Origin of the sequence: Mesobacillus persicus (assembly GCF_900109925.1) — a bacterium.
GTDB classification, from domain to species: Bacteria; Bacillota; Bacilli; order Bacillales; family Cytobacillaceae; genus Mesobacillus_B; species Mesobacillus_B persicus.
Genome location: NZ_FOBW01000006.1, coordinates 54,118 through 76,381, shown reverse-complemented (window position 1 = coordinate 76,381; position 22,264 = coordinate 54,118). Strand labels below are relative to the sequence as shown.

Genomic DNA, 22,264 nt, shown 5'->3' with positions numbered 1-22,264 from the left:
GCCGAATTAAGTACCTAAAGAATCCAAGGAGGTTTGCAAATGAACACGACAGGAATTGAAAAGGAAAAGATTATTATGATGCTAACGGAATTGAATAATCAGCTTGATGAGCTAGAAGTGGAATTGCACTCCTCAACTGAAGAGGTTAGCAAAGTTTGGTATGATTCCCAGGATGAACGGCTCAGTCGCTGCGACCAAAAGCTTGAAAAATTAGAGGGTGATTTGATAGATATGGAACAAGGAACTCGAGGTAACCGAAAGAGTTATCCCGGAAAAAGAGTTGTTAAACTTGAACTCGGGTATTAAAAAAAATACAATAGTGTAAGAAAGTAGCTTTTATCATAAAGGCTGCTTTTATTTTTTTAGGGGGGCAAAAAATGGTTCCGAACGAAGAGTTATTTAAAAGGACAGAAAAATTATTAGAATATAGAAAGTTTATTGTAAATCGTTTTGAAGAAGCAAAGGCTTCAGGGATAAAAGGGGATTTCTATCAAGAAGTAAAACCTTTTGCTAACGAAGTAAAACAAAAAACAGATGAATGGCGTACAGAGGCATTATTATGGCTTAAGAACTATCCGCAACGACATATACACGCCCGTCAAATCGAATCCACCGCGGAAAACCTTGAGATGGTGTCTATATCTGCCTTTTTCCCAGAAACAAGTCGGAAAAGGTTTTTAGACCATGTTCAATCAATTGAGTTTGTGCTCAATGGACTTGCGAAGGCGATAAAGGACATCGAAAGCAGCCGTTAACATTTGAAACCAAAAATAAAGCACCCAGGTTAAGGGTACTCAAAAGGAGTGTTTTAGGAATATTGCTTGAGATCTTCAGGGGTAACGGCTCCCTGCAGTTCAAGTTCTCTTACCAAAACCCGGTAATCATGGAAGGAAATTTCATTCTGTACATACGCCCTTTTGGCAAAATCCAGCAACTCGTTTGCATTCTCGGGTGTATATTGCTTAACTTCAGTAAACATCCCTTTTAACTTCTGCACATTCATGATTTTTCCCCCTTCAGCTTTTACCTAATTTTAACATGAATTTCCATCTCGTTATTATTTTTTCAAAAATGAAATTTCAGACAATATTCTTCACGATTAGACAAAACGAGAAAACTCTTCCATCCATTTCACCTTCTGGGCTGAAAGTACATAATCTATTGTAGCGAAGCAAGTAAGGAGGATGTTCAGCTATGTTTGGTCGAAGAAAAAATTTGGCAAGGCAATCCCCATATCCAGCGTATTCAAGTTACTATAATCTTCCTGTGTACGGTCCCAACGGAAGTAACTTTAATAATCGAAATATGCCACAGCAGAATCTAGCTTACCCACCATCTTATAACCAACACTATTGGGGTCAAATGCAGCAGATGAATCCCTCAGGTCCTTATATGAACTTTCAGCAGCCCTATAATCCAACCCAAATGGGTGGCGGTTGGCAAGGACATGGAGGGTCGAACAGTTATGGGCAACAGCAAAATGTTTCCCAACTATTGTTTGAAAACCCCCTTCAGCCGCAAACTGAGAATCCGTACGGAGGCTACTATCAGCAGCAGCAGGAAATGCCCTATCAGAATATGAATCCCTATCCACAACAGGCATTTCTTCCGAAACAGCCGGGTGGCTTTCAAGCGGTTATGAACTCTTTTAAAAGCCAGGATGGAAATCTGGATTTAAATAAGATGGTTGATACTGCAGGTCAAATGATGAGTGCTGTGACACAGGTTTCATCGATGGTAAAAGGGTTAGGAGGAATCTTTAAGACATAGAAGTTACATTTATGAACATACCTTTGACAGCACTAAAACATCTGATGTTAATCTCACTGGTACATTTAAAAGTCCTGTTATTCTGATCTGAACCACCTGATTTCATCGGAGGTTAAATGAGTTACATCTGATTGTTTGAATAAGGGGAGTATTTCCCTTTAGCCTGCAGAATAGGGCTCGGTTCGGGGGATATAAGGGGAGTTTTTCCCGTTAAGGAGAACCAAAATGGTTCATTTCATGTTTTTTGAGTAAATAGGGGGAATCTTTCCCTCTATTTACTCTATTCTTCGTGCTATTTCCTCAATAAGAGGAATTTCTCCCCTTATTTTAGTATCTTATTTGCTAACCGGTCCTTGTCTGGAATAAAAAATGCTTGGAGCTCATGGTCTCCAAGCATTTATCTTTTCTGATTTACTTCCCAAATTGCTTTTTAATTTTAGTGCGAACTACTATACGAAAAGCCTCCGTATTTGTACTTCAGGACAACACCCATTAAGGTAATCACAGCGGGCTTTCTTTATAACAACTCATCCAATAAAACATCCATATCAATGATCATATTGCCATGCTCGTCTGTTTCAATGAGTTCATCCTTTTTCATTTTGGTAAGAGTCCGACTAACGGTTTCGCGAGTGGTACCAATCATATTTGCTAAATCTTTATTGGTAAACTCAGCTTTTAATAAAACGGTTTCATCCTCTTGTTTTTCTCCGTAAAGATTGGCAAGGCGTATCAGGAGTTTAATAATTTGTTCGTACGTATTATTAAGGACTTGTGCTTCAAGCCGCTCCTGAAGGTCGACAATCTTTTCTCCTAGAACTTTAAAAACTTTTATACTCAGCTCTGGGTTTTCCACTAAAACCCTTTCAAAGTGAGAAATAGGGACAACCGCTAAGATAGAGGGTTCGAGTACCTCGGCGAATGCTGGATAACCACCTTTTCGAAAAAATCCAACGTGTGGGAACATTTCACCATTCTTCAAAATATTTACGATTTGCTCTCTGCCATTAACATCACTTTTATAGATCTTAATTTTTCCTTGGTGAATAAAATAGACATTTTCAATCGGTTCTCCCTGCATGAAGACATGGCTATTTTTATTCCATTCTCGTGTAATTGCAATATCTGCAATTTTTTCTATTTCTAGATCATCTAAATCACGAAAAAGAGAATAATGGGAAAGAAATGTTTTTAACTCTGCTCTGTTCAAATAGTTCACCTCATTTTGCCAACAATCAATAAGCCTATTGTAGCAAAAAAAGAGTAGGATGTGTTTCTTTTTAAGGGGAACTTGTAAAGGCATTTCTAGGAAGAGAATCAAAATGGGAAAATCTAGCTATGAAAAAATGATATTTACTCTTTTTGAACGAACGTTTATTCGTTAAAATAAGAGTATTGAGGTGAGGCATATGAAGTTACGTAGAGATTTGCAAGATATTATACAAGAGTTAAAACTAGATGATTCAATTAAAGAAAATATCATACATTGGCAAACAATCGATGAAAAACCAGCAAAAAACTTTGATATGCCGGAAGAGATTCATCCGTTATTGAAACAGTCAATGGAAAAACGGGGAATCAGTCAACTATATACCCACCAAAGGACCGCATATGAAACTGCTAGTAAGGGTCGAAGTTTTGTTGCAGTTACTCCTACTGCATCTGGGAAGACTCTTTGCTATAATTTGCCGGTACTTCAAGGGATTGTGGAGGACGAAACTTCAAGAGCACTTTATTTATTTCCGACTAAAGCTCTAGCTCAGGATCAAAAAAGTGAAATCAATGAGTTTATTCAAGAAGCGGGATTGAACATCAATAGCTTTACATATGATGGAGACACTCCGGCAAATATTCGCCAAAAGGTTCGAAAGGCAGGACATATTGTCATCACAAACCCGGATATGCTTCACTCTGCCATTTTGCCGCACCATACGAAATGGGTATCGCTCTTTGAAAATCTAAAGTACGTAGTGATCGATGAACTGCATATTTACCGCGGTGTATTTGGGAGCCATGTGGCAAATGTCATCCGGAGGCTGAGGAGGCTCTGCCAGTATTATGGAAGTGATCCCGTTTTTATCTGTACATCGGCAACGATTGCGAACCCACTTGAACTTGCTGAACACCTAACAGAAAAGAAGATGGTATTGGTTGATAATAACGGGGCCCCTACTGGTAGGAAACATTTTCTCTTTTATAATCCACCAATCATCAATAAACCCCTAAATATCCGGAGAAGCGCTACACTCGAAACACGTTGGATTGCGGGTGAATTTCTTAAAAACAAAATTCAAACCATTGTGTTTGCTCGAAGTAGGGTGCGTGTTGAAATCTTACTAACCTACCTACAAGAGCTAGTAAAACACAAGCTTGGGCCCAAAGCCATTAGAGGCTATCGAGGAGGCTATTTACCAACGGAACGGCGTGAAATTGAAAAAGGGTTACGAAATGGGGACATTTACGGAGTTGTAAGTACTAATGCGCTTGAATTAGGAGTGGATATTGGCCAACTCCAAGTTTGTATTATGAATGGGTATCCGGGTACAATCGCAAGTGCTTGGCAGCAGGCAGGGCGGGCCGGTAGAAGGCGAGGGGAATCTGTTGTAATAATGGTAGCTAGTTCTAGCCCGTTAGATCAATATATTATTCAGAACCCAGATTATTTTTTTAACCGTAGCCCAGAAACTGCTAGAATTAATCCCGATAATCTTATTATTCTAATTGATCATCTTAAATGCGCTGCCTATGAATTGCCGTTTACTAAAGGGGATCGGTTTGGAAACATAGAAGTAGAGGAAATCCTTGAATATTTAACAGAAGAACGGGTACTACACCATAATAAGGATAAATGGTATTGGATGAATGATGCATTCCCAGCCCATAATATTTCTCTAAGATCGGCATCACAGGAAAACGTGGTTATCATCGACCAATCGGATGTGGCAAAGGTGCGGGTAATTGGTGAGATGGACACCTTCTCTGCGCTTACGCTTTTACATGATGAAGCAATCTATCTTCACCAAGGGGTACAATACCAGGTTGAGAAACTCGATTGGGAAGAGAAAAAAGCGTTTGTTAGGGAAGTAGCGGTGGATTACTTCACTGATGCAAACCTAGCCGTTCAGCTGAACGTTCTTGAAGAGGACCGGCTACGCAATCGTGAACAAGTAGAAATTGGCTATGGAGATGTTAGCGTCCGGGCAATGGCGACGATTTTCAAGAAGATTAAATTTGACACCCACGAGAATATTGGCTCTGGACCGATTCACCTTCCTGAAGTTGAACTCCATACGAGCTCATCCTGGATTTCACTAGATAAGGAGTTTGCAAGCCTTAGTAAGGACAGATTTGAACAGGGATTGATCGGTATGGCCCAAGCATTAAAGCATATCGTCCCATTATTTGTTATGTGTGACCCACAGGATGTTCATGTAGTACCTCAGGTAAAAGCATCTCACAATGAAAAATCAACCATCTTTTTTTATGACCGATACCCTGGGGGAGTGGGTCTAAGTGAAAAGGTTTATCAAGGGATGGAAGTGATTTTAAAAGAGACGCTTCAGATGGTTGAGAACTGCCGTTGTCAATCAGGTTGTCCTTCTTGTATAGGGAGCGATACATCCGCGGAGACAGCCAAAGCAGATGTTATAAATATGATAAACTTATTTCTTTTACAAGCTAAATAGAAGGTTTCTAGAGTAGGTATAGAAGGAAGAGGAGAAGATAGGATGTCCTTGAAGAATAAGTTGAACCGTTTAAAACCCCATCTATCCATAGGTGTTCCTTCTGGTGAAAAGCAAGAGGCTACCCAGGTCAAAGTTTCATCTGATTTCATTAACCAGGAGATTCCATTTATGGAAGTATGGGAGAAAGAAAATGTTAGGCCTTATTTCTTTGACAACGACTACTGTCTAGTAAGAGAAGTGGTTTACCCGTTAACGTACAAGCACGGGAATTATCGTTTTGAAGATGCAGCAAAGGCTGTGAAGTTATGGAACGAAAAGGGGGTCCATCACCCGTTATCTACTGCCGGACATTCCCCGGGGGATATGTTCTTTTTTGACACTGAGACAACGGGTCTAGGTGGAGGAGCAGGGAATACAATCTTCCTACTAGGGCATGCAAGACTAGGAGTTGATTCGGTGACTCTGAAGCAGCATATTTTGCCACATCCTGGGGCGGAGGTGGCACTATACCAAAGCTTTCTAGAAACGATTGATTATTCGACGCTCGTTACTTATAATGGCAAAGCATTTGATTGGCCGCAAGTCAAGACAAGGCATACACTCGTTCGAAACCATGTTCCCAAGCTTCCTTCCTTTGGACATTTTGACCTTTATCACGCTTCCAGGAGAATGTGGAAACATAAAATTGAGAGAATGAAACTTTCATTTGTGGAGAAAGACATTCTTGGCTTTGAGCGAAAGGATGATATTCCGGGTTTTCTCGCCCCGATGATTTACTTCGACTTTCTCGAACGGAAAAATCCTGAAGGCCTTCTCGGAGTGATCAAGCATAATGAACTGGATATTCTTTCATTGATTTCTCTTTATACCCACTTGTCCTACCAACTACTAGGAGAGGATAAAAACAGAAGTGTAAGGGAAGCGTTTGAGGTGGGTAGGTGGTTTTCCTATTTAGGGAATGGTGAAAAGGCTGAGGAGACGTATGCTTCTATAGCGAAAGGAAACGAAGTAGATGCAATCAATGCCAAGCATGCGTTGGCTTTTGAGCATAAGCGTGGACAAAATTTCACAGAAGCTATCTGCTTATGGGAAGAAACATCAGAGGCAGGGAGCCTAAAAGTAAGGATAGAAGCTTGTATTGAACTGGCTAAATTTCATGAGCATAAGAGCAAAAACTGGCAGGCAGCGTTACACTATAGTCAAAAAGCAATCGCTGAGCTTGAACCGTTAGATAGTGAAAATAAACGGGACAGATGGATGAAAGAGTTACATCAACGAGTGAACAGACTTGTATCAAAAATGGAAAGAAAAAAGTAACAGGTCCATTTCCCAGGGAAGCGCAAAATTCGCATTGTAGAAGCCTATTTTCCTTTTTTCGACTTTTCCTAACAACATGTCACAAAAACTTAATACATTTAGTGAAAAAAAAGTGGATTTTATATTGTATATCCCCGTATTCGGCGTTAAAATGTATTTTTGTATGGCAATAATATTAACAATGCGAGGATGTTATAATGTATAAAGCAGTTTTAGTGATGTTTTTTGTCGTTGTTTGTTTGACAGCTATCATTTTCACCAATTTAAAAGACAATTTTTATGCGTTTTTATAGGACTGGAAATTTTTTTTCTGGTGCATGTATCTAAAATTAGGTGTTTGCATTAGTACAAGATACTCCCTTCTCTCATAGGGTATTAGTGTAATAACTAAAAAAATTGAGAGAGGAGAATTTTTATGCATTGTAGACCAAATAAGGTGTTGCCAGCAGTTGTTCATCCAACAAAATGCTGTGTAAATCATACTTTTGCTAATAACGTGGTCCCTCATATTCATCCATCACACACAACAAATGTTCACCATGAGAATTTTGACCATATTCACTACAACACACACACTCAGTCGAATGTGAATGAAGTGACTCACCAGCATTATTATGGAGGTCCTAGACCACCAATGGGAACGCCAGGACCAGGCTTTGGAGCGGGACCAGGATTCGGTGCAGGCCCAGGTTTTGGCCCAGCACCTGGGGCAGCTCCTGGATTTGGACCAGGTCCTTTCTTTGGAAGATAAGATAAAAAAAACAAGGGCTACTAACTAAGCCCTTGTTTTTTCAATACAATGAAGCATCGCGGAAAAACTGAGTGGGTTTTCATGAGAGGATATATTTTCGGTTAAAAAGGAGTACATAATGGCGAAGGTTGCAGTCGTTTCTGGCTATAAGGCCTATGAGCTTGGGATATATAAACAGAGCCATCCAGCAATTGAATACATTAAAAAAGCGATCTTGAAAGAATTGACTCCTTTAGTTGAAGAAGGACTTGAATGGGTGCTGATTAGCGGGCAGCCAGGTGTGGAACTGTGGGCTGCGGAGGTTGTATTTGAGCTACAGCAATTTCTTCCAGACCTAAAGTTATCTGTACTTACACCCTTCTTGAATCAGGAAGATAAATGGAGTGAAACGAACCAAGAATGGTATGGGTCGGTTCTTGCTCAGGCTGATCATGTGGACTCAATTTCGAAAAGGCCCTACGAAAAGCCTTGGCAGTTAAAAACAGCCAACCAATTTATTATTCATAAAAGCGATGTGCTTATTTTGCTTTATGATGACGAAAAAGAAGGTAGTCCCCGATTTCTCTTAGAAGCTGCTAAAAAGCGGGAAGCTAAGGAAACGTATGAGATTCGTTTGATAAGTTTTAACGATTTGCAACTAATTATTGAAGAAGAGCAATTCAATCAGCAAGATTTTTAGGTGAATTGAAAATTGACAAATTACAATGTTTTTGAAAGAATATAATTGGATGATTGGGGTATGATGAGGTGATTAAAAATGATGTCTGATAAAATAAAACTTACCGCAAAAGAAATATTGGAAAAAGAATTTAAAACAGCCATGAGAGGCTACAAACCTGAGGAAGTCGATAAGTATCTTGATACAGTGATAAAAGATTATGAAATCTTTTATCAGGAAATTGAAGAGCTAAAACAAGAAAATATGAGGCTTAGGAAACAGTTAGAGGATGTTTCAAGACGTCCAAGTGCCCAACCAGCACCGGCTGGTACAACAAATTTTGATATTTTGAAGAGACTATCTAACCTTGAAAAGCATGTTTTCGGCAATAAGTTATACGATTGATTGACCACTAAATTCCATAATTTCAAGTTTGTTACCATTGCTATCTCAACAATAATTACATATAATAGGTTTTGTAATCGTTAATAGCGTTCGGGTAATCGCTGCAGCTACTGCAGAGGAAAGTCCATGCTCGCACGGGCTGAGATGCTCGTAGTGTTCGTGCCTGGTCAATTCATAAGCCAGGGCAGTCGCTATTCATAGCGGCTGACGGCAGGGAAAATGCCTAAGTCGTTTAACCGATAAGGCATGAATACCTATAAAAGTGCCACAGTGACGTAGCCTTCTCAGAAATGGGAAGGGTGGAACGAGGTAAACCCCGCGAGTGAGAAACCCAAACTATGGTAGGGGCACTTTCTTGGAGGAAATGAACGAAGAGAAGGACAGGTGTTCTTACATCTGTAGATAGATGATTACCACCGGTGTGCGAGACGTTGTCGCTTGTAGCACTATGGAACAAAACATGGCTTACAGAACGTTATTAACCGATTTTTGTATGAGTGTTTTAAGCTCTCCTTTATTCAGGGGGAGCTTTTGTTTTTTACATAATGGACCTAAGTTGGTATCTAATAAGCAAAACTGTTATGATGATGGAAGGAATTTGACTTTTATTATAAGGGTGAAATAGATGAAATATGAATTGATCGCTACATCGGCAATGGGACTTGAAGCTCTCGTTGCAAAGGAAGTGCGGGAGCTAGGTTATGAATGTGAGGTTGAAAACAGCCGGATCACATTCAAGGGGGACGAGCTAGCAATTGCAAGAAGTAATATGTGGTTGCGTACCGCGGATCGTGTGAAAATTAAAGCTGGAGAATTTAAAGCCTATACTTTTGATGAATTGTTTGAAAAAACAAAGGCGATTCCTTGGGAACAATTTTTACCAGAAAATGCTGAGTTTCCAGTAAGCGGGAAGTCTCAAAAGTCAAAGCTGTTTAGCGTGTCTGATTGCCAGGCTATTGTTAAGAAAGCAATTGTTGAAAGGTTGAGGACGCACTATAAAAAGACAAGCTGGTTTGAAGAGAATGGTCCTTTATTCAAAATTGAAGTTTCTCTTGTAAAGGATGTTGCCACTTTAACCATCGATACGAGTGGAAGCGGACTTCATAAAAGAGGTTATAGAGTCAACCAAGGGGAAGCACCATTAAAAGAAACTTTGGCTGCTTCACTTGTCATGCTTACAAACTGGACAGCAGACCGTCCTTTTGCTGATCCATTTTGTGGGTCAGGTACGATTGCCATTGAGGCTGCATTAATTGGTCAAAATATTGCCCCAGGGTTTAATCGTGAGTTCGTTTCCGAAGGATGGGATTGGATTTCAGACTCGGTTTGGGACCAGGTTAGAACCGAAGCAGAGGACTTAGCAAAATATGATCAGCCACTAGAAATCATTGGTTCTGATATTGACCACCGAATGGTGAAAATTGCGGAAGAAAACGCATTTGAAGCAGGATTAGGTGATTTAGTTACGTTTAAACAAATGCGTGTACAGGATTTTACCACGAAACGAGACTATGGAGTAATCGTCAGCAATCCTCCGTATGGTGAACGACTTGGAGAAAAGAGCGCAGTCGAACAGATGTATAAAGAAATGGGAAAGGCTTTAATCCCACTTGATACTTGGTCCGTTTATATAATGACTTCAAATGAAAACTTTGAAAAACTTTATGGCAAGCCTGCTACAAAGAAACGGAAGCTGTTCAATGGCTTTATTCGTACAGATTATTATCAGTACTGGGGGAAAAGACCCCCTAGGGAAATATAGAGAGTCAAAACTCCTATATAATTAATAAAATTATGCTTGTGTGATAACTGGGAGCGCCGGTATGCGGCGCTCTAAACTATTGTCTGGAGGGATTTATTTGCCTGGCAGCCTGCCATTTACTATTTCGAAGACCGATTCTTTTTATGAAAAATTGAATGAGTGGATAGGAGATGTCTTTTATGACATTTTACCTGAAGCTGGTTTTGACTTACGTGATGAACAAATTTTTATGGCGTTTCAACTTGAAAAGGCCTTTAAAGATAAAAAGGCCATTTTTGCTGAAGCAGGAGTCGGAACAGGAAAGACGATTGTTTACCTTTTATATGCGATTTGCTATGCAAGATATAAGAAACAACCAGCTATTATCGCTTGTGCCGATGAACGTTTAATTGAGCAGCTAGTCAAAAAAGAAGGGGACATCGCTAAACTTGAAAAAGCGCTCAACCTAAATATTGATGTACGATTAGCCAAATCCCGGGATCAATATTTATGTTTAAATAAACTTGATGCCGTTGTCAACGATGATGTCGAGGAATATAACTCTGTTCATGAGAGCCTTCCAAAATTTGTTCATGAAAGTTCAACGTTGCAGAAATTCCATCGCTACGGAGAGCGTACGGATTATCCTGATCTGACAGATGAACAGTGGTCAGATATTGGCTGGGATCCGCTTCAGGATTGCCTAGCTTGTAGCCGTCGCCACCGTTGTGGGTTAACACTACAACGGGAGCATTATCGTAATGCAGCGGATATCATTGTATGTTCTCATGATTTTTACATGGAACATATCTGGACGAAAGAATCTCGGAAACGAGAGGGGGAGCTTCCCTTCTTACCTGAAGGAAGCTGTGTCGTGTTTGATGAAGGGCATTTATTAGAGTTTGCCAGTCAGAAGGCTTTAACCTACCGATATACTGAGCGGACAATTGAAACACTTCTAACAAGGATCATGGACAATGATGTCAGGGACAAAACCTTGGGCCTTATGGAAGAAGCTATTTCCGTTAATGAACAATTCTTTGATGAGTTAACAAAGTTTAGTATGGAAAGTAAGGCCTCTGAGAAAATGACTGTGAAGAAAACCCCTTCCATTACTGGTTTAGCTGAGAATCTGTTGTGGATTATAGAGTCGCTTCAAGAAGAATTGGTATTTGAAAGTGAAATGTTCATCATCAATGATTATAATTTAAAAATTGTCGAAGAATATCTAGATCAAATTAGTTTCTCCCTTACTTTGTTTGCTAGGCGTTCGGTGGGAATCAACTGGCTTGAAGATCATAATGGCGAGAAAACGCTAGTGATTATGCCAAAAATGGTTGAGGAAATTCTCCGCAAAGAAGTGTTTTCTCAAGACAAGCCGTTCATCTTCTCATCGGCCACTTTATCAGATAATGACTCATTTGATTATCTCGCAAAGAGTCTTGGAATTGATGACTATGCTTCCTTTACAGTTAATTCTCCATTCGAATACGAAGAAGTGATGGAAATCTACTTGTCAGAATTTGAGGATGGGGATTTTCAGTCAAAGGCTCAATACACATTGGACCAAATTAAATTAACTAAAGGTAGAGCTCTTATTCTATTTACGGACAAAACCGATTTGTTTACATTTAAGAAGTTTATGGAACATAATCAAACGGACTTCCCGGTCCTTTTTGAAGGGGATGCTGAGATTTCCACACTTGTCTCACGTCTGCAAAATGAGGAGCAAACGGTTCTTTGTTCTACGAATCTTTGGGAGGGGCTAGATGTTCCTGGGAAAGCACTAGAAAATGTCATTCTATTCGATTTGCCATTCCCTCCAAATGACCCAGTTTTCGCGGCAAAAAGGGAAGAGGCGAAAGACCCATTCAATGAAGTGGATATGCCTTATATGATCTTAAGGCTTAGACAAGGGATTGGTAGATTGATTCGAAGTCATGCAGATAGAGGAGTTGTCCATCTTTTGCTAGACAAGAATCTAGAATCCTCTGTTTTGGAAAGAATCTTATCTGTCTTGCCGGTTAAACCCAAAAAGGCGATTAGCCAATCAGATTTATCTTAATTTTTATAAATAAAGTAACAGCCCTACCTGTCACTAGGTAGGGCTGTTTTGTATGTTTTACGCTTTTGTGAATGTAATTTTATAATGTTTCTCGTTTATTTCTTCGGTATTGTAAGCAAATCCTTTTGAAGTTAGTACACCATATAAAGGGACAGGTTGAAAGGGAGCCTGAAGAATAAGGATATCCCCGGTCTGATAAGCTGCAACCGTGGACATGATTTTATCGAATGGATCTTGACCATTTTTAATATCTTCTCGCACATCTAAGTCGATTACTTTGGGTTCCATGCTAACATCTCCTGATCAAGTAAATTTTCTTTATATTTGAAGTGTAACAGGTAATGCTGAACGACAAAGTGACCTTTATCATCAATTAATATTTTTGTCTATTGGGATTGTCCTCCACTCGTATCACTTTCTTTTTCGGCACAAGGAAAACAATGGATTTGTTTCCCATCAAGCTGGATTCCATTGAAGAAGCCATCCAGACAAAAAATTTCTTTCCCGCATTTATGGCAGTATCCCACAAGTTCTTTCATAGCTTTCCTCCTCTAAAGTCGTTATGTATTCTTATCGTAACATGTTTCCTTGCTGCAGATTTGTTAATCTTCTTGATACTAGTTCAGATACGTTAAAAATGGCGTAGACATGTATAGGGGTTAGGCTAGATTGATAACAGTTCCTTGGAAAATGTGATAATATGGGTGAGATATAGAAAATGGAGGGAAGATAATGAATTCTCAAAATACAGAGAAAGAATTTCTCGATTATGTAAAAAAGATGACAGCTTATCAAGAAGCACTATCCGTTTTATATTGGGATTTACGTACGGGTGCACCAAAAGACGGGGTGGAACAACGCTCAGAGGTGATTGGAGTCTTATCAACTGAGATTTTTAATATGTCAACATCTGAAGAAATGGCTTCATACATAACCACCTTATCTTCAAATGAAAACCTTTCAGAACTCGTTAAAAAGACAGTTGAAGAGTGTAAAAAAGAATATGAACGAAACAAAAAAATCCCTGCACAAGAGTATCGTGACTATGTGATTCTCCAATCGAAGGCAGAAAGCGTTTGGGAAGAGGCTAAGGCAAATTCAGATTTTGAAATGTTCCGGCCTTATCTTGAAAAGCTTGTAGAAACAACGAAGAAATTTATTGGCTATTGGGGTTATAAAGAAAATAAATATAATACTCTGCTCGATATGTACGAACCAGGTGTAACGGTGGATGTACTTGATCATGTATTTGGACAGCTAAGGGAGAGAATTGTTCCATTGGTAAAACAAATTGCGGATTCTCCAAATAAGCCTGAAACACAATTTCTGTTTGAACACTTTCCGAAAGAGAAGCAACGCGATTTCAGCCTGAAGGTATTAGAACAAATGGGATATAACTTCAATGCAGGTCGGCTAGATCAGACAGTCCATCCATTTGCCATTGGGATGAATCCGGGAGATGTCCGCGTCACGACAAAGTACGATGAACAAGATTTCCGCACGGCTGTTTTTGGTACGATTCATGAGGGCGGTCATGCTCTGTATGAACAAAATCTCTCTAAAGAACTAATTGGGACGCCACTTTGTACGGGGACATCAATGGGGATCCATGAATCTCAGTCCTTGTTCTATGAAAATTTCGTTGGACGTAATCCTTTCTTTTGGAAGAAAAATTACGATCTTTTAAAGCAATATTCCGATGGTCAATTCTCAGACGTAGCGCTTGAGGACTATTGCCGGGCCATAAATGAGTCTAAGCCTTCTTTAATTAGGATTGAGGCCGATGAATTGACCTACGCTCTTCACATCATGATTCGATATGAAATTGAAAAAGGGCTTTTCAATGACGAGATTGAGGTAAAGGATTTACCGAAAATATGGAATGAGAAATATGAGCAGTATCTCGGAGTTTGCCCAGAGAATGATTCCGAGGGAGTACTCCAGGATGTACACTGGGCAGGTGGAAGCTTTGGGTATTTCCCTTCCTACGCTTTGGGATATATGTATGCAGCACAGTTTAAACATGCGATGCTCAGAGATTTACCAGAGTTTGACCATTTGTTAGAAGAAGGAAACTTAAAACCAATTCAAGAGTGGTTAACAGAAAAGGTTCACCAATTTGGTAAACTAAAACAGCCGCTTGAGATTCTTCAGAGTGTCACAGGTGAAGGCCTGAATGCTAATTACCTAGCTGAATACTTAACAGAGAAATATAAGGATGTATACCAAATATCCTAAAAAAGTCAATTGAATCCGGCTTGTATTAAGGTTGCTTACCTTTTGAGCGATTTTAATCCATCTAATTTCATATCAAAAAGCAACACAGTTTGTAAAATGAGCCTATAGTAAAAAGGGGAATATTGCGTTTTGGCTTACTTAATGATTGCCTTTGCGGCAACGATGTGGGGACTTATTGGTTTCTTTGTAAAAGGTCTTTCCGTAGCAGGATTTAGTGCGATGGAAATTGTGACGATTAGAGTAGGTTCTGCTGCGATTATGCTTATTATTATCGGAGGAATCTTCTTTCGTAAGTATTTAAAGATCAACATAAAGGACTTACCACTGTTTATCGGGACCGGGCTGATGAGTATTGTCTTTTTTAATTGGTGTTATTTTACGGCAATTGAGCAAATGAATATACCGGTTGCGGCAGCGCTTCTGTATACGTCGCCTGCCTTTGTGATTACGCTATCAGTACTATTTTTAGGTGAGAGATTGAATCGTAGAAAACTTACAGCAGTAGCTGGAACTATTATCGGTTCAGCAATGGTCGCCGAAATTAGCTTGTCTCAGGGAAGTAGTTTTCCGCTTATGAGTTTGTTTATAGGATTAGGTGCAGGACTGGGCTATGCTCTCTACAGTATATTTGGGAAAGTAGCCCTAAAGAAATATTCTCCTTTTACCCTAACATTATATACGTTTACAACTGCTGCGGTCTTTCTGGTCCCTTCGTTTGTAGGGACGAACCAGACTAAGCATCTATTTAATCAAGAAGTTCTCTTATATGCTGTCGGCCTTGGGTTGGTACCAACGGTATTGGCATACTTTGCTTACTCATGGGGTCTTGAGAAAGTTGAAAGTAGCCGTGCAGCCATTATCGCGACCGTTGAACCAGTTGCTGCAACCCTCCTAGGAGTGATCGTTTATCAAGAGCATATATCGGTGATCCAACTAATAGGGATTGCGTTCATCCTTGGTTCCGTAACGTTTGTAAATGTTCCAAAGGGAACTCGTCTTCCATATAAAAGAAAACAAGAAAAAAGCGCTCGATTTTGACGGAGCGCTTTTCTGTTTGAGAATTATAAAAGTTAAGGTTGTGGATAATTGTGTTCGCCTCTGCTTCCAGCTCCACCGCCACCGCCTAGCCCCTCGAGTCTCACCAAGGCGCTTGCACTTTTCTTCTTACCACAATTTATATCCTTTAGAACCAATTGGTGCATTTTCAATCAAGTCAATAAATGGAATCGTGTAGGCAAATGCGATAAGTAGAACTACAATTCCTAGCCATAGTTTCCAGTTCTCTAATACCATTGGTGCTTTTTCTGCCAAGTTCGCTGCTTCTCCTACAGGGAATTCTTCTTCTCCTTTTGGAGCAAAGAAAGCAAGATTAATAAAGATATATAGAACAAGGATGATTGCTATGAATAGAATAGATCCGCCAACGGCTTGTGCAATTTGGTAAGGAATCCATTCGGCAGCTTGGGCAGCTCCACCATATTCAGAGAATGCAGAGCGACGTGGTGCCCCGAGAAGGCCGGCTGCATGCATCGCACCAGACATAAACGTCATACCAATCGCCCATAATACCCCTTGCAGGATAGCGAGCTTGTTCATAGCCTTTGTTAAAGTCCGACCTGTTAAATGTGGAATCAACCAGTAACTGATACCGAAAAACGTTAAAATAACTGCTGTAGCAACAGTTAGATGGAAGTGACCTGTCACCCAAATTGTGTTATGGACAACTTGGTTCATCTGGTTTGAAGCATTGATAATTCCACCTGCTCCACCAGGTATAAAGCTTAACATCCCGATAAATGGAATGAGGAAACGAGCATCGCCCCATGGAAGCTCTTTCAGCCAACCGAATAAACCAGTTGCTCCTTTTGAACGACCAAATGTTTCAAAAGTTGCAAATAGTGAGAAGGCCGTCATTAATGATGGAATAATAACTAAAAAGGTAAGAACAACCTGCAAAAACTTCCATGCAGCGTCAATTCCTGGCTCCATTAACTGGTGGTGGAATCCAACTGGAATCGAGAATAATAAAAAGAGAATGAATGAAAGTCTTGCCAGTGAATCTGAGAAAATTTTACCACCAATGATCTTCGGTACAACCACATACCATGCCATATAGGCAGGCAGGAGCCAGAAATAAACGAGTGGGTGTCCGAAGTACCAAAATAATGTCCTACTAACTGCAACGTCTACGCGCTCAACAATGCCGAGCGACCATGGTAATAATTGAAATAGTACGGTGGAGGCAACACCAATCGTAGCAACAACCCACATAAGGGTGTTTACTAATGCCATAAATGTAAGAAGTGGACTTGGCTGTCCAGGATTCTGTTTTCTCCAAGCCACATAAGCCATAATAATTGCAGCGCTACCTAGCCAACTTCCGGCGATGACAAGTGTCAGACCCACGTAGAAGAGGGCATGTGCTTGAAGTGGAGCATAAAACGTGTAAAGGACGGATGCCTCGTTTAATAAAATCATAACTGCAGCCATGACGGTTCCAATCGTCATTAACCAGAAGCCAATCCAAGCAGTTGTTCTTTGCTTATTAGAAAGTGTTCCAGCTGTACGACTTACAGCCACAAGCTGAAAGCCCATAATGAAGTAGGTGGTCATTACTAGGGCCAATACAACGCCATGTAATGTTAAGAGTTGATAGTATCCAATCCCAGCCGGAAGTGTATACTGGCCAGATCTGACGAGAGTTTGTAGTAATCCAGCCATTCCTCCAATAAATAAACCGATGAATGCGACGTAAAAATGGGCCATTCCTAATTTTGCGTCTCGAGGATCGACCTTTTTTATCTTTTCAGTGAAAGAACTCATTATTCCACCACCTTAATCATTGAAGACATCAAGTGATGACCGGCACCACAGTATTCGTTACAGACAATTAAAAATTCTCCAGCCTTGTCAAAGGTTGTGACGAGTTCAGAGATATAACCTGGTTCAAGCATCATATTGATATTAGTCCCAGCAGCATTAAAGCCGTGAACAACATCTTTAGTTGTCGCAATGACTTTCACCTTTGCTCCAAGCGGGACTTCGACTTCCCCCGGTGTATAGTTAAAAGCAGAAGCAACGAAAACAAGTTCATAATCCCATTCTTTTCCTTCAACTTTGTTTAGACCTGGTTTATCAAATGGAGCAGTTGTATCCACTTTTTCTGGATTGATGGTAGCTAGGCAACTAGGTGGCTGATTTCCAAGGTAAAAGGCACTTACACCAATCACTGATAAAAAAACAAGTAAAGTGGCTACCCCAAAAATAAGCCAAATTTTTTCGAACTTATGAATATGCATGGTATTTTTCTCCCCTTTATCTCTCTATTAAAAACGATTTACAAATAACAAGAATACACCAACCCACGTAATGATTAGGAAGAACCCCAGCAAGAATACCGAAGCTAACGTTCCCTTTAATGAGGACTGATCCTCCACCTTCGTCTGTGTTCTTTTATCGAGCCCAGGCTGAGCCATTTTGTCCACTCCTTTCAGGAATTTTAAATTTAATTAGAATAATTACATTTTCATCATACAAAACAATCCGGTATTTTCCAGTAGCTTTCGGTCAATTCACAAATTGTTCATTCCTTATGTATTCACTATGTTAATGTTATAAAGTTGTCGTAGCGGTGATTTTTGTCACATTAATCGCGGGGTAATTGTGAAGGAAATGTGAACTCATCGTTGTGAAAATATGAACATTTAATCCTAAGATGCATTTGTGTGATTTGAAACACTGACAAATAGGAATGAGCCTTCAAGAGGAAAAAGCGAACTTTTTTTGTGTGAAAATAAAAAACATTCGTTTTTAAGGTTGGAAGGTGCCAGCTAAATGATATAATGATTTTAAATTTAAATGTAACTCATATAATCGCGGGGATATGGCCTGCAAGTTTCTACCGGACTGCCGTAAATGGTCTGACTATGAGTGAGCAATGAGCAGAACTTTAATAGGTTCGTTATTTTTGCCTAAAACCAGAATGCCTGGGGTCTCATTGCTTCACTCTTTATGGAGTGAAGCAATGACCCCAGGCATTTTTTATCGTTTATGAAATTATAAAAGTTAAGGGTGTGAATGAATTTGTGTTCGTTCTCTGAATCCAGCTCCAGCGCGCTTGTCTAGCTGCGGCTCCTAGGGACTCGGAAGACATAAGCCACTCCCTTTCAGAAGGTAAAAAGCACCTTCTTACACGGCGCGTCTTATGCTTGTCGTCCTTGTGCAGTCGCCTAGGCTATCGTGCCGAAGGATTAGCGTTTATTCTGGGCGGATGTTTAATTCTTTTCCATACACTACTTTTTCTCAGAATGTCGGACTTATTCAATTATCTGGTATTAAAACTAAAAAAGGTGTTACAAAGCCTCATAAATTAATCTGTGATGTACCGTTTCCTAGCTGAATTCATAAACTAATACAAAAGGATTCTGCGGGGATGTGAAGAGAAATGCATAAATACTATTGTGATCAGTGTCGCCTTTTGTACAATGAGTCATGCACTTGTAAACATTGTGGCATATTAGTGGAAAAAGAAATTTGGATAGAGGTACAAACTCAATCCAATCAATACAAATAACATGGAGCATCGATTTGTATCGATGCTCTTTCTTTACTTGTAAACCTTTAAACATGGTAGAATAAAACAGAATTTTAAAAAAGGGAATGATGATACATATGTTTTTACCTTCATTTAACCTGAGTGGAAAGGTAGCTATAGTGACAGGAGCTGGGAGAGGGATTGGACGTGCGCTGGCAATTGGACTAGCAGAGGCGGGAGCTGACGTGGCCTTGATTTCACGTACAGAAGCTGATCTTGAAAGGACAGCGGCATCGATTCATGAATTAGGCCGACGCACTCTAATTCTACAAACAGATGTAACGAGCAGGGAACAAGTTCGAGACACGGTTGAACGAGTCATGAGAGAATGGGGGGAAATTGATCTCCTCATTAATAATGCTGGGATGAATATCCGCTCTAAAGCCCTTGATGTAACAGATGAAGAGTGGCAAACCATCATGGATACAAACTTGAAATCCGCCTTTATGTTGTCTCAAGAAGTCGGTCAACGAATGAAAGAAATGAATAATGGCGGTAGAATTGTTAATATTTCGTCTGTTGCTGGGCATGTCGCCCTTCGAACTGGGGTTGTTTACGCAGCGACAAAGGCCGCGATGATTCAAATGACAAAAGTCCTTGCAATGGAATGGGGAAAGTATGGCATCAATGTCAACTCAATTGGCCCTTGGTATTTTAAAACGCCATTAACGGAAAAATTACTCGCGGACGAGGATTACGTCCGTGATATTCTCGCTGTAACTCCATTGAATCGTGTTGGTGAGCTCCCTGAACTAGTCGGCCCCGTTGTTTTTCTCTGCTCTGAGGCAGGGAGCTATGTTACTGGGCAAACATTGTTTGTGGACGGCGGCATGACCATTCATGGGTTTTAATTTATGAAAATGGAAAAGATTATCTACTGTAATACCAACGATAGTCAGTTATAATAATAGTGCACAGCAACTCCTTCAAAACGTTAGGCTTCCCTTTCTAGGGAAGCTTTTTTTTGTCTATTGCGGGTAGGTGCATACTCTCCTTAATAATGGAAAAAGTAAGCTAAAGATAAGTGAGGAGAGTTAATCATGCCAAAGATACTATCAGTAGCTGAAGCCAGTCCACCATTCGTCATTCCTCAGAACCGAGTCATGGAGTTTGCTGAGGAGTTATTCTCAGAATCCTTTCACGATATTAAAAGATTGCTTCCAGTGTTTTTGAATGGGCAAATTGAGAAACGTTATTTTTCGGAAGACTTGACTTGGTTTAGCAAAGATCACTCCCTTGAAGAAAAAAACAATGCTTACCTCCAAACAGCTGTTGAACTAGGAAAAGAAGCAATCGAAGGCAGCCTGTCTAATCCTTATTTCTTAGAAAAAAGGATTCCCTTTCATGAAATTGATGCTATTTTTACTATCACTAGTACCGGGATTGCTACACCTAGTATTGAAGCGAGGATTATGAACCACCTCCCTTTCTCGCCCCATACAAAACGGATACCAATATGGGGATTAGGCTGTGCTGGGGGCGCCTCAGGATTATCGCGCGCTTATGATTATTGTCTGGCTTATCCTTCTTCGAAAGTACTTGTATTATCAGTTGAATTATGTAGTTTAACCTTCCAAAGAAATGATCGTTCTAAGAGTAATTTAGTCGGTACCTCCCTATTTGCTGATGGGGTTGCTTCTGTTGTCGTTTGCGGGGATGACTCAGACTTTCATACATATCAAAAAGCCACATCACTACCTAACATACTGGCAACAAGTTCGACATTAATGAATGATTCCTTAGATGTAATGGGGTGGGATATGAAGGATGAAGGTCTTCATGTTGTCTTTTCTAGAAATATCCCAGCGATAGTTGAAAATTGGTTAGAGCCAAATGTGCGCCAATTCCTAGAGAAACAAGATGTTAAAGTAGAGGATCTCAACCATTTTATTGCCCATCCTGGTGGAAGGAAGGTATTAGATGCTTATGAAAAGGCACTCCAGCTTCCGAAAGGGATGACTGATATTTCTCTTCAGGTATTAAAAGAGCATGGAAATATGTCCTCTGCAACAATTCTTTATGTGTTAAGAAGGTTTATGGAGGTAGCGAGACCGGGAGAACTGGGTCTAGCTGCAGCATTAGGTCCAGGGTTCAGTTCGGAATTGCTTCTCTTGAGGTGGGAATAAAGATGTTATTTTACCTGTTTGTCACCATTATTGTCTTTCAACGAGCAATTGAATTGGTTATTGCTAAAAAAAATGAACGGTGGATGAAAGCAAAAGGAGCTGTAGAATTCGGTGCAGAACATTATCCAATCATGGTGCTAATTCATACTGCCTTTTTTATAACAATGATACTCGAAGTGCTTTATTTTAATCGAGAGCTCTCTCAATTTTGGGTAGTTTTGTTTGGAGGGTTTCTTTTCACGCAAGCAATGAGAATATGGGCACTAAAGTCCCTTGGTCCTTATTGGAATACAAAGATTATTGTTCTTCCGGGAGCAGAGATTGTGAAGAAAGGGCCGTACCGTTACATCAAGCATCCCAATTATTTTATTGTTGCCTTGGAACTGGCGATTATCCCCTTGATGTTTAATGCTTATACAACAGCGATCCTATTTACAATTTTAAATATGGCCATTCTCTCAATTAGAATTCCTACAGAAGAGAAGGCTCTTAAAGAATGGACGGGTTATGAAACTGAATTTCAGGGTAGTCACCGTTTCTTGCCGAATTTGTTAAAAAAGTTTGACAAATCATAGTCCGATATTGAAGATTTCATACACACATGGTAAAATTTTAATTGAGGTTGAAAATTATTCTCAATTACTACATATCATCTATAAGGATGGTGGTCATAATGACTTCATTGCTAGTTATTACAACTGTAGCGGTCTATTCAGGTGTTATGAAATACGTTTTGGATCATGTATTAAAACCACAATAATTTCAAACGAACTCTGTTATAACTCGGGATTATCCCGGGTTTTTTATTTTGCAAATCTCCGTTAAAGGAGAGTGATGATTTTGCTTCCCGTTGATTGTAGGCGCTGCAGCTAGACAGGCTCACCGCCCGCCCCGCTGTTCGTGAGCGCCTGAA

At 39.9% G+C, this 22,264-nt stretch carries 22 protein-coding genes, 1 other RNA gene, 1 pseudogene and 1 riboswitch; of the genes and pseudogenes, 17 read left to right on the top strand and 7 right to left on the bottom strand.

The features are described from left to right. Positions 1-39: 39 nt before the first annotated feature. Both BMX30_RS09960 and BMX30_RS09955 read left to right on the top strand, forming a co-directional pair. On the top strand, positions 40-306 hold the full coding sequence (locus BMX30_RS09960; protein WP_090744482.1) for a hypothetical protein: 267 nt from the start codon (positions 40-42) through the stop codon (positions 304-306). 71 nt (positions 307-377) lie between these two features. Continuing rightward, positions 378-755, top strand: coding sequence for a YppE family protein (locus tag BMX30_RS09955; RefSeq protein WP_090744480.1), 378 nt, complete (start codon positions 378-380; stop codon positions 753-755). Positions 756-808: 53 nt separating this feature from the next. On the opposite strand, the gene BMX30_RS09950 is transcribed toward BMX30_RS09955, so the two are convergent. Beyond that, positions 809-1,003, bottom strand: coding sequence for a YppF family protein (locus tag BMX30_RS09950; RefSeq protein ID WP_090744477.1), 195 nt, complete (start codon positions 1,001-1,003; stop codon positions 809-811). A gap of 191 nt (positions 1,004-1,194) precedes the next feature. On the opposite strand from BMX30_RS09950, the gene BMX30_RS09945 reads away from it, so the two are divergent. Further along, positions 1,195-1,770 carry a YppG family protein gene (locus BMX30_RS09945; protein WP_244532552.1) on the top strand — a complete coding sequence of 192 codons (576 nt, stop codon included), beginning with the start codon at positions 1,195-1,197 and terminating at the stop codon, positions 1,768-1,770. Positions 1,771-2,287: 517 nt separating this feature from the next. Here the strand turns inward: BMX30_RS09945 and BMX30_RS09940 are convergent. After that, complete coding sequence (locus BMX30_RS09940) at positions 2,288-2,980, bottom strand: Crp/Fnr family transcriptional regulator (protein WP_090744474.1); 693 nt, start codon at positions 2,978-2,980, stop codon at positions 2,288-2,290. A 199-nt stretch (positions 2,981-3,179) separates the two neighbouring features. On the opposite strand from BMX30_RS09940, the gene BMX30_RS09935 reads away from it, so the two are divergent. The 8 genes from BMX30_RS09935 (at position 3,180) to BMX30_RS09900 (ending at position 12,393) form a co-directional block, all read left to right on the top strand. Further along, complete coding sequence (locus BMX30_RS09935; RefSeq protein WP_090744472.1) at positions 3,180-5,456, top strand: DEAD/DEAH box helicase; 2,277 nt, start codon at positions 3,180-3,182, stop codon at positions 5,454-5,456. A 42-nt stretch (positions 5,457-5,498) separates the two neighbouring features. Further along, entirely contained in the window at positions 5,499-6,773 is a 1,275-nt protein-coding gene (locus BMX30_RS09930) for a ribonuclease H-like domain-containing protein (RefSeq protein ID WP_090744469.1), read from the top strand. 415 nt (positions 6,774-7,188) lie between these two features. Next, positions 7,189-7,524: a CotD family spore coat protein gene (locus BMX30_RS09925; protein WP_090744466.1), complete on the top strand. Its 336-nt coding sequence runs from the start codon at positions 7,189-7,191 to the stop codon at positions 7,522-7,524. A 118-nt stretch (positions 7,525-7,642) separates the two neighbouring features. Further along, a complete protein-coding gene (locus tag BMX30_RS09920; protein WP_090744463.1) occupies positions 7,643-8,203 on the top strand; it encodes an SLOG family protein in 561 nt (186 codons plus the stop codon). 78 nt (positions 8,204-8,281) lie between these two features. Next, positions 8,282-8,587 (top strand): cell division regulator GpsB, encoded by a 306-nt coding sequence (gene gpsB / locus BMX30_RS09915; protein ID WP_090744460.1) that lies wholly within the window; start codon positions 8,282-8,284, stop codon positions 8,585-8,587. A gap of 86 nt (positions 8,588-8,673) precedes the next feature. After that, positions 8,674-9,060: RNase P RNA component class B (gene rnpB / locus BMX30_RS09910), an RNA gene on the top strand. Between the two features lie 152 nt (positions 9,061-9,212). Next, positions 9,213-10,349 carry a THUMP domain-containing class I SAM-dependent RNA methyltransferase gene (locus tag BMX30_RS09905; protein ID WP_090744457.1) on the top strand — a complete coding sequence of 379 codons (1,137 nt, stop codon included), beginning with the start codon at positions 9,213-9,215 and terminating at the stop codon, positions 10,347-10,349. Between the two features lie 61 nt (positions 10,350-10,410). After that, positions 10,411-12,393, top strand: a complete 1,983-nt coding sequence (locus BMX30_RS09900; RefSeq protein WP_170843841.1) for an ATP-dependent DNA helicase — start codon at positions 10,411-10,413, stop codon at positions 12,391-12,393. Between the two features lie 57 nt (positions 12,394-12,450). Here BMX30_RS09900 and BMX30_RS09895 read toward each other — a convergent pair whose 3' ends face one another. Beyond that, entirely contained in the window at positions 12,451-12,681 is a 231-nt protein-coding gene (locus BMX30_RS09895; protein ID WP_090744451.1) for a DUF2249 domain-containing protein, read from the bottom strand. Between the two features lie 98 nt (positions 12,682-12,779). Further along, complete coding sequence (locus BMX30_RS23515; protein ID WP_170843840.1) at positions 12,780-12,932, bottom strand: hypothetical protein; 153 nt, start codon at positions 12,930-12,932, stop codon at positions 12,780-12,782. 193 nt (positions 12,933-13,125) lie between these two features. Between BMX30_RS23515 and BMX30_RS09890 the strand changes: the two genes are divergently transcribed. Further along, positions 13,126-14,631 carry a carboxypeptidase M32 gene (locus tag BMX30_RS09890; RefSeq protein WP_090744448.1) on the top strand — a complete coding sequence of 502 codons (1,506 nt, stop codon included), beginning with the start codon at positions 13,126-13,128 and terminating at the stop codon, positions 14,629-14,631. Between the two features lie 129 nt (positions 14,632-14,760). After that, positions 14,761-15,669, top strand: coding sequence for a DMT family transporter (locus BMX30_RS09885; RefSeq protein WP_244532550.1), 909 nt, complete (start codon positions 14,761-14,763; stop codon positions 15,667-15,669). A gap of 126 nt (positions 15,670-15,795) precedes the next feature. Here the strand turns inward: BMX30_RS09885 and BMX30_RS09880 are convergent, their stop codons facing one another. From BMX30_RS09880 to BMX30_RS09870, 3 genes are read right to left on the bottom strand one after another with little or no spacing between them, the layout of a single operon-like run. Then, positions 15,796-17,454 carry a b(o/a)3-type cytochrome-c oxidase subunit 1 gene (locus BMX30_RS09880; RefSeq protein WP_090744445.1) on the bottom strand — a complete coding sequence of 553 codons (1,659 nt, stop codon included), beginning with the start codon at positions 17,452-17,454 and terminating at the stop codon, positions 15,796-15,798. Beyond that, entirely contained in the window at positions 17,454-17,930 is a 477-nt protein-coding gene (locus tag BMX30_RS09875) for a cytochrome c oxidase subunit II (protein WP_090744442.1), read from the bottom strand. The genes BMX30_RS09880 and BMX30_RS09875 overlap by 1 nt, the downstream gene beginning before the upstream one ends. Before the next feature lie 27 nt (positions 17,931-17,957). Further along, positions 17,958-18,107 carry a cytochrome c oxidase subunit 2A gene (locus tag BMX30_RS09870; protein ID WP_090744439.1) on the bottom strand — a complete coding sequence of 50 codons (150 nt, stop codon included), beginning with the start codon at positions 18,105-18,107 and terminating at the stop codon, positions 17,958-17,960. A 369-nt stretch (positions 18,108-18,476) separates the two neighbouring features. Next, positions 18,477-18,578: riboswitch (purine riboswitch) on the top strand. A 282-nt stretch (positions 18,579-18,860) separates the two neighbouring features. On the opposite strand from BMX30_RS09870, the pseudogene BMX30_RS24250 reads away from it, so the two are divergent. From BMX30_RS24250 to BMX30_RS09855, 4 genes and pseudogenes are all read left to right on the top strand, one after another. After that, positions 18,861-18,979: pseudogene (locus BMX30_RS24250) on the top strand (solute carrier family 23 protein); the annotation flags it as partial. Positions 18,980-19,302: 323 nt separating this feature from the next. Next, the gene (locus BMX30_RS09865; RefSeq protein ID WP_090744437.1) at positions 19,303-20,076 is read left to right on the top strand and encodes an SDR family NAD(P)-dependent oxidoreductase; all 774 of its coding nucleotides are present in this window, start codon (positions 19,303-19,305) and stop codon (positions 20,074-20,076) included. A 189-nt stretch (positions 20,077-20,265) separates the two neighbouring features. Next, positions 20,266-21,351: a type III polyketide synthase gene (locus BMX30_RS09860; RefSeq protein ID WP_090744434.1), complete on the top strand. Its 1,086-nt coding sequence runs from the start codon at positions 20,266-20,268 to the stop codon at positions 21,349-21,351. A 2-nt stretch (positions 21,352-21,353) separates the two neighbouring features. Next, positions 21,354-21,926 carry an isoprenylcysteine carboxyl methyltransferase family protein gene (locus BMX30_RS09855; protein WP_090744431.1) on the top strand — a complete coding sequence of 191 codons (573 nt, stop codon included), beginning with the start codon at positions 21,354-21,356 and terminating at the stop codon, positions 21,924-21,926. Positions 21,927-22,264 lie beyond the last annotated feature (338 nt).